The sequence below is a fragment of the Flavobacterium franklandianum genome (assembly GCF_007097365.1).
Lineage (GTDB): Bacteria > Bacteroidota > Bacteroidia > Flavobacteriales > Flavobacteriaceae > Flavobacterium > Flavobacterium franklandianum.
In genome coordinates this window covers 63,811-71,468 of record NZ_VJZR01000016.1, presented here as the reverse complement: position 1 = coordinate 71,468, position 7,658 = coordinate 63,811, and the positions used below count along the sequence as shown (strand labels likewise).

Below are 7,658 nucleotides of genomic sequence, written 5' to 3'. Positions count from 1 at the left end.
AAAATTGAATAGATTCATCACTTTTTTTATCAAATATAAAGCTTTTTATTAAATTATGGGTAATTGCGGACAATCAATTAATAACTAACCTTTTTAATTATTATTCTTTTGCGTCTTTCATTTCTTCTGATTTGGCTCCCATTCTGTTCACTTTAATCATAGGTGCAAATTTGAATTTTAATGCAGCAATTTTTCTATTGTCATTTTTAGTAAGACCTTCTTTTTCTACTGTATTTTTTCTAGAGTCCAATGCTTCGTACATCAATTTGATTTCGTCCCAATCCTCACGAGTATAACTGTCTTTGTTATCCTCAGCAGTATGAATGAAAGTTTGGTAAACACCATGTATATTTCCTGCATCTACCCAAGCAAAACTCATATCATCACCAATTTTTCCTTCGCCAAATAAGGCATTTCTCAATCTTTGTTTTGAAGTTACTGCTGGAGTAACAACAGTTTTAACCGCCATTTTAGTTCTAATAACTTCGTACTTATTTTTACTTGCAATTATTCTCTCTTGTGCTTTTATACTGTCTTTCAAATTTGCTAAATTAGCCTCAGCTTCATTCATTCTCAATTGATAAACGGCATCAATTCCTTCCCAATTGTTTTGGGCATCTTCAATAGCCACTTTTTCGATTGAATCTACATAAATAACATAATTGTCAACATTTTTTTCAGCTTGAACTTCTTTCTCGTCTTTACAAGATATAAATCCTAAAGAGATTAAAATAATTCCTAAATACAAATTTCTAGTTTTCATAATTTTGATTTTTTAAATTTCACACAACAAATTTATATCGAAGTATATTATATTCAATTTTAATCCAAAAATTACACAACTAATTAAATAAATTATGATAATTGAATAAATAATATGTAAATTTTATAAAACATACCCAAAATTGTGTAAGTAGAAAAATAATATTTTGAGTATTAAAATGTAACTATTTTTTAAAAAAAACTACTTATCAATAATTCAAAAGTCTTTCGTACTTTTAAACCAAAAATTTTAATGACACGCTGAGCCAGTCAAAGCGGTAAATTCTTTATAAAAAATGTCAAATTCATTAATTAAAATTAACAACATCAAACGAGATTTTGCTCTTGGAAATGAAATCGTTTATGTACTAAAAGGAATTGATTTAGAAATAAAAAAAGGCGAATATGTTGCATTGATGGGGCCTTCAGGTTCCGGTAAATCTACTTTGATGAATCTTTTAGGCTGTTTAGATACGCCCACTTCCGGAACTTACATCCTCAACGGAAAAGATGTTAGTCAAATGCATGATGATGAATTGGCCGATATTCGAAACAAAGAAATAGGATTTATTTTTCAAACGTTCAACCTTTTGCCTAGAACAACTGCTTTAGACAATGTAGCTTTGCCCATGATTTATGCTGGCCATTCCAAATCTGAGCGAAATACTCGTGCCACCGAAGTACTGAAACAAGTAAACTTAGCCGATAGAATGGATCATCAACCCAACCAACTTTCAGGAGGACAACGCCAGCGTGTGGCTATTGCAAGAGCCTTGGTCAACAAACCTTCAATTATACTTGCCGATGAACCTACAGGAAATTTGGACAGTAAAACTTCCGAAGAAATTATGGCGCTTTTAGAAGAAATTCACAAAAACGGGAACACCATAATTGTAGTAACCCACGAGGAAGAAATTGCAGCCCACGCCAAAAGAATTATTCGAATGCGTGACGGAATGATTGAAAGTGATACCATAAAATAAATTTTGAGGTCAGAAATTAGAAGTCAGAAGTTATGATATAACTTCCACTCTCTCAATTTTTCTTGAACTTCTAATTTCTAACCTCTAATTTCTAACTTCAAATGAAAATATACACAAAAACCGGAGATAAAGGTACCACAGCACTTTTTGGTGGAACACGAGTTCCCAAAGACCACATTCGCATAGAAAGTTACGGAACGGTGGACGAATTGAATTCCTATATTGGACTCATTCGCGATCAACAAATAGATTTGCATTACAAAAAAATATTGATAGAAATTCAGGATCGATTGTTTACCGTTGGTGCTATTCTTGCCACTCCACCCGAAAAAGAAGTGAAGAAAAACGGCGAATTGCGTTTGCAAAAACTAGGAATCGTAGAAAGTGACATCGAATTACTCGAAAACGAAATTGACGCTATGGAAGAAGCGCTTCCGCCAATGACTCATTTTGTTTTACCCGGAGGACATACCACTGTGTCATATTGTCATATTGCTCGATGTGTTTGCCGTCGTGCAGAACGCTTGGCGGTGCATTTAGATCACAACGAACCCGTTGCCGAAATCGTAATTATGTACCTAAACCGACTTTCTGACTACCTTTTTGTCTTGGCACGAAAGTTGTCGAACGATTTGCAGGCCGAGGAAGTAAAATGGATTCCTAGGAAGTAATCAGATAGCAAATTTCAGTTTGCAGAAGGCAGAATTCAAATAGATTTTCCTGATACAAATCTGAAATCTGCAACCTGAAATCTGCAACCTGAAAACACGTTCTTAACTTTAACTAAAAATAAATGATTTTTTACTTGTATTTTTCAGTAAAAAAATTATTTTTGCACAAAACTAAACAGACATAAGATGTATTGGACTTTAGAATTAGCATCCTACTTGAGTGATGCACCGTGGCCTGCTAACAAAGACGAACTTATTGACTACGCTATTAGAGCAGGAGCTCCTTTAGAAGTAGTAGAAAACCTACAGTCAATAGAAGACGAAGGGGAGATATATGAGTCAATGGAAGAAATTTGGCCAGATTATCCTACTGACGAAGATTATCTTTGGAATGAGGATGAATATTAAAAAAAAAATATCCCAAAAAAAAGTCTCTTATGAGGCTTTTTTTTTGGTTAAATTTACGCACTTTTATATAATAAAAATACAAACACATTATGAGTTTCATAAATAGCATTATCAAAACCTTTGTAGGAGATAAATCCCAAAAAGATGTCAAAGCTTTACAACCTTATTTGGCCAAAATTAAAACTTTTGAAAGTGCGTTAGCTGCCTTGTCAAATGATGAATTGAGAGCTAGAACAACTTTTTTTAAAGATAAAATAAAACAAGCCAGAGCTGATAAAGACACCAAAATAGCTTCGCTTAAACAAGAAGCAGAAAGCATTGAAGATATTGACAAACGTGAAGATATTTACGTAGCCATCGATGCTTTAGAAAAAGAGGCATACGAGATTTCAGAAAAAACCTTGATGGAAATTCTTCCTGAAGCTTTTGCTGTTGTAAAAGAAACTGCCAAACGATTCAAAGAAAATACCGAAATAAAAGTAACCGCAACTGCTAAAGACCGTGAGTTATCGGCAACGAAAACATACATTACTCTTGATGGCGACAACGCTTTTTGGTCTAATTCTTGGAATGCTGCTGGAAAGCAAATTACTTGGGATATGATTCACTATGACGTCCAATTGATTGGTGGAATGGTGTTGCATGAAGGTAAAATTGCCGAAATGCAAACAGGGGAAGGAAAAACATTGGTAGCCACTTTGCCTATTTATTTGAATGCTTTGACTGGAAACGGAGTGCATTTGGTAACTGTGAATGATTATTTAGCCAAACGTGATAGCACTTGGAAAGCACCTCTTTTCGAATTTCATGGTTTGACTGTAGATTGTATCGACAACCACCAACCCAATTCCGAAGGTAGAAAAAAAGCCTATAATGCAGATGTCACTTACGGAACAAACAATGAATTTGGTTTCGATTATTTGAGAGATAATATGGCACATTCGCCAGATGATTTAGTCCAAAGAAAACACAATTACGCCATTGTCGATGAGGTCGATTCGGTTTTGATTGATGATGCAAGAACTCCATTGATTATTTCAGGTCCAGTCCCAGAAGGTGATCGTCACGAATTTAATGAGTTGAAACCAAAAATCGAAAACTTGGTGGCACTTCAACGTCAATTGGCTAATGGATTTTTATCGGAAGCCAAGAAATTAATCAAAGAAGGCAATACCAAAGATGGTGGTTTCTTATTATTGCGAGCACACCGAAGTTTGCCAAAAAATAAAGCATTAATCAAGTTTTTGAGTGAAGAAGGAATCAAACAATTGCTTCAAAAAACCGAAAATCAATATATGCAAGACAACAATCGCGAAATGCCGAAAGTGGACGAAGCGTTGTATTTTGTAATTGAAGAAAAAAATAATCAAGTAGAATTGACCGATAACGGAATTCAATTTCTATCCGGCGACACCGATAGTAATTTCTTTGTTTTACCAGACATTGGAACCGAAATAGCCATTATCGAAAAGAAAAATCTAGAGAAAGACAAAGAAGCTGAGGAAAAAGAAAAACTATTCCAAGATTTCGGTGTAAAAAGCGAACGTATTCATACTTTGACACAATTGCTTAAGGCATACACGCTTTTCGAAAAAGATGTCGAATACGTAATTATGGAAAACAAAATTATGATTGTCGATGAGCAAACCGGACGTATTATGGATGGTCGTCGTTATTCTGACGGATTACACCAAGCGATTGAAGCCAAAGAAAGTGTAAAAATCGAAGATGCCACCCAAACATTTGCCACAGTAACCCTTCAGAATTATTTCAGAATGTACAGCAAACTAGGCGGTATGACGGGAACTGCAGTAACTGAAGCTGGCGAGTTATGGCAAATATACAAATTGGATGTTGTAGAAATACCTACGAACAAACCAATGACGAGAAAAGACAAAGAAGATTATATTTATAAAACGACTCGGGAAAAATTCAATGCTGTAATAGAAGATGTTACCGAATTATCGAACGCAGGAAGACCGGTTTTGATTGGAACAACCTCTGTAGAGATTTCGGAATTATTGAGTCGAATGCTAAAAATGCGTGGCATAAACCACAACGTTTTGAATGCAAAAATGCACAAGCAAGAAGCGCAAATTGTAGAAGAAGCAGGGAAATCGGGAGTAGTAACTATCGCTACCAATATGGCGGGTCGTGGAACCGATATTAAACTTTCTGCCGAAGTGAAAGCTGCTGGAGGTTTAGCCATCGTAGGTACGGAACGTCACGATTCGCGTCGTGTGGATCGTCAGTTGCGTGGTCGTGCAGGTCGTCAAGGAGATCCAGGAAGTTCACAATTTTATGTTTCTCTTGAAGACAACTTGATGCGTTTGTTTGGTTCCGAAAGAGTGGCCAAAGTGATGGACAGAATGGGATTGGAAGAAGGCGAAGTGATCCAACATTCGATGATGACCAAATCTATCGAAAGAGCGCAGAAAAAAGTAGAAGAAAATAACTTTGGTGTTCGTAAACGTTTGCTTGAATATGATGATGTTATGAACGCACAACGTGAAGTGGTTTACAAACGCCGTCGTCACGCTTTGCACGGAGAACGTCTAAAAGTGGATATCGCCAATATGCTATATGACACTTGCGATCTAATTGCAGCCGAAAATAAAGCGACAAATGATTTCAAAAATTTTGAATTCGAATTGATTCGTTATTTCTCTATCACTTCTCCAGTTTCTGAAAGTGATTTTATCAAATTGACCGAAATTGAATTGACTGCGAAAGTGTATAAAGCCGCCTCTCAATTTTATGCTGAAAAAACAGAGCGTAGCGCAAGAGAGGCATTTCCAATCATTAGCAATGTTTATGAAGACAAAAATAACCAATACGAACGCATCATTGTTCCGTTTACCGATGGAATAAAATCGCTAAATGTGGTTACTGATTTGAAACGCGCCTACGAATCGAAAGGAAATCAACTGATTGCCGATTTTGAAAAAAACATTACTTTGGCCATTGTAGATGAAGCTTGGAAAAAACATTTACGCAAAATGGACGAATTGAAACAATCGGTTCAATTAGCGGTTCACGAACAAAAAGACCCTTTGCTTATTTATAAATTCGAAGCCTACAATTTGTTTAGTTCGATGTTGAATGGTGTGAATAAAGAGGTGATTTCGTTCTTGTTCAAAGGAGATTTGCCACAACAACAAGCTCCAGCAATTCAAGAAGCAAAACAAGTTCGCCAGAAAGAAAATTACACCGAAAGTAAAGACGAAATTTTAAGCAGCGAAAGCGCCAATCGTGAAGCTAGTCAAACAAAGCAACGACAAGTTACCGAAACCATAGTTCGTGATCAACCAAAAATTAATCGCAACGACACAGTAACAATTCAAAATGTTGCCAATGGACAAACGCAAGAAATGAAATACAAAAAAGCCGAAAGCTTAATTGCAAACGGAACTTGGGTTTTGGTTCACTAGTAAACAGGTAGCAGTTTGCAGATGGCAGACAAAACGGAATAAATAATTCAATCCTCAATTACGAAAGTAGTTGGGGATTTTTTTTTTACATTTGAAAACTGTATAACGTCGTTATTTGTCATTTCGACCGCAGGGAGAAATCGCATTCGTTGCTCTCATTATGTGATTTCTCCCTGCGGTCGAAATGACAAAATAATTAAACATCACCTTGAAAAACATCACACGCACTGTTTGGATTTTATCATTCGTCAGTCTGTTTACGGATATGGCTAGTGAAATGTTGTACCCAATAATGCCCATTTATTTAAAAACCATCGGCTTTTCGATTGTGCTAATTGGGATTCTTGAAGGCGTCGCTGAAGCTGTGGCTGGACTCAGCAAAGGCTATTTTGGCAAACTTTCGGATAATTCAGGAAAACGAGTTCCTTATGTGCAAATGGGTTATGCTTTCAGCGCGATTTCAAAACCGATGATGGCACTTTTTATTTATCCGCTTTGGATATTCTTTGCACGAACCATTGACCGTATTGGAAAAGGTATCCGAACTGGAGCTCGAGACGCTATACTCTCCGACGAAGCTACTCCAGAAACCAAAGGAAAGGTTTTTGGTTTTCATCGTTCGATGGATACTTTGGGCGCGGTTTTGGGACCATTATTGGCTTTGCTTTACCTCTATTTTTATCCAGAAGATTATATAACCTTATTTTACATCGCCTTTTTCCCAGGACTTTTTGCCATTTTAGCTTCCTTTTTATTAAAAGACAAAAACAATGCACAACCTAAAGAGAAAAAATCCGCCTCCTTTTTGGTTTCCTTCCATTATTGGAAAGAAAGTCCAGCACTGTATCGCAAAGTGGTGATTGGATTATTGGCATTTGCCTTATTCAATAGCTCGGATGTGTTTTTATTATTGAAAGCCAAACAATCTGGATTAAGCGATACATTGGTCATTGGACTTTACATTTTTTACAACTTGATTTATGCTTTGTGCGCTTTCCCGATTGGAATCTTGGGGGACAAAATTGGATTGAAAAAAATGTTCATTTCTGGATTGTCGCTTTTCGTAATCGTGTATTTGGGAATGGGTTTAAGCACGAATAGTTACGTTTTAATTGGACTTTTTTTACTCTACGGAATTTACGCCGCTGCCACCGAAGGTATTGCCAAAGCTTGGATCAGCAACATCACTGACAAAAAAGACACTGCAACAGCAATAGGAACTTACGCTGGTTTTCAAAGTATATGTACGATGCTGGCAAGTTCCTTGGCAGGATTGATTTGGTATCAATTTGGAGCAAGCGAAACGTTTATGGTAACGGGAATTGCAACGATTTTGATAGTGTTTTATTTTGTGTTTTGGGTTAGGTTGCAAGTGGAAAATTAGTGAGTTTTATAAACTAAAT

Annotated in this window: 6 protein-coding genes; 5 read left to right on the top strand and 1 reads right to left on the bottom strand. The window is 36.3% G+C overall.

What is annotated here, in order from left to right:
* Positions 1 to 100 precede the first annotated feature (100 nt).
* Positions 101 to 763, bottom strand: a complete 663-nt coding sequence (locus tag FNW17_RS14375) for a hypothetical protein (protein ID WP_144072002.1) — start codon at positions 761 to 763, stop codon at positions 101 to 103.
* A gap of 295 nt (positions 764 to 1,058) precedes the next feature.
* Between FNW17_RS14375 and FNW17_RS14370 the strand changes: the two genes are divergently transcribed.
* The 5 genes from FNW17_RS14370 (at position 1,059) to FNW17_RS14350 (ending at position 7,639) form a co-directional block, all read left to right on the top strand.
* A complete protein-coding gene (locus tag FNW17_RS14370) occupies positions 1,059 to 1,745 on the top strand; it encodes an ABC transporter ATP-binding protein (RefSeq protein WP_143390969.1) in 687 nt (228 codons plus the stop codon).
* Positions 1,746 to 1,846: 101 nt separating this feature from the next.
* Positions 1,847 to 2,416 (top strand): cob(I)yrinic acid a,c-diamide adenosyltransferase, encoded by a 570-nt coding sequence (locus FNW17_RS14365; RefSeq protein ID WP_144072001.1) that lies wholly within the window; start codon positions 1,847 to 1,849, stop codon positions 2,414 to 2,416.
* A 186-nt stretch (positions 2,417 to 2,602) separates the two neighbouring features.
* Positions 2,603 to 2,824: a DUF2795 domain-containing protein gene (locus FNW17_RS14360; protein WP_007138072.1), complete on the top strand. Its 222-nt coding sequence runs from the start codon at positions 2,603 to 2,605 to the stop codon at positions 2,822 to 2,824.
* Positions 2,825 to 2,913: 89 nt separating this feature from the next.
* Positions 2,914 to 6,255 (top strand): preprotein translocase subunit SecA, encoded by a 3,342-nt coding sequence (gene secA, locus FNW17_RS14355; RefSeq protein ID WP_143390971.1) that lies wholly within the window; start codon positions 2,914 to 2,916, stop codon positions 6,253 to 6,255.
* A gap of 208 nt (positions 6,256 to 6,463) precedes the next feature.
* Entirely contained in the window at positions 6,464 to 7,639 is a 1,176-nt protein-coding gene (locus FNW17_RS14350; protein ID WP_143390972.1) for an MFS transporter, read from the top strand.
* Positions 7,640 to 7,658: the final 19 nt, after the last annotated feature.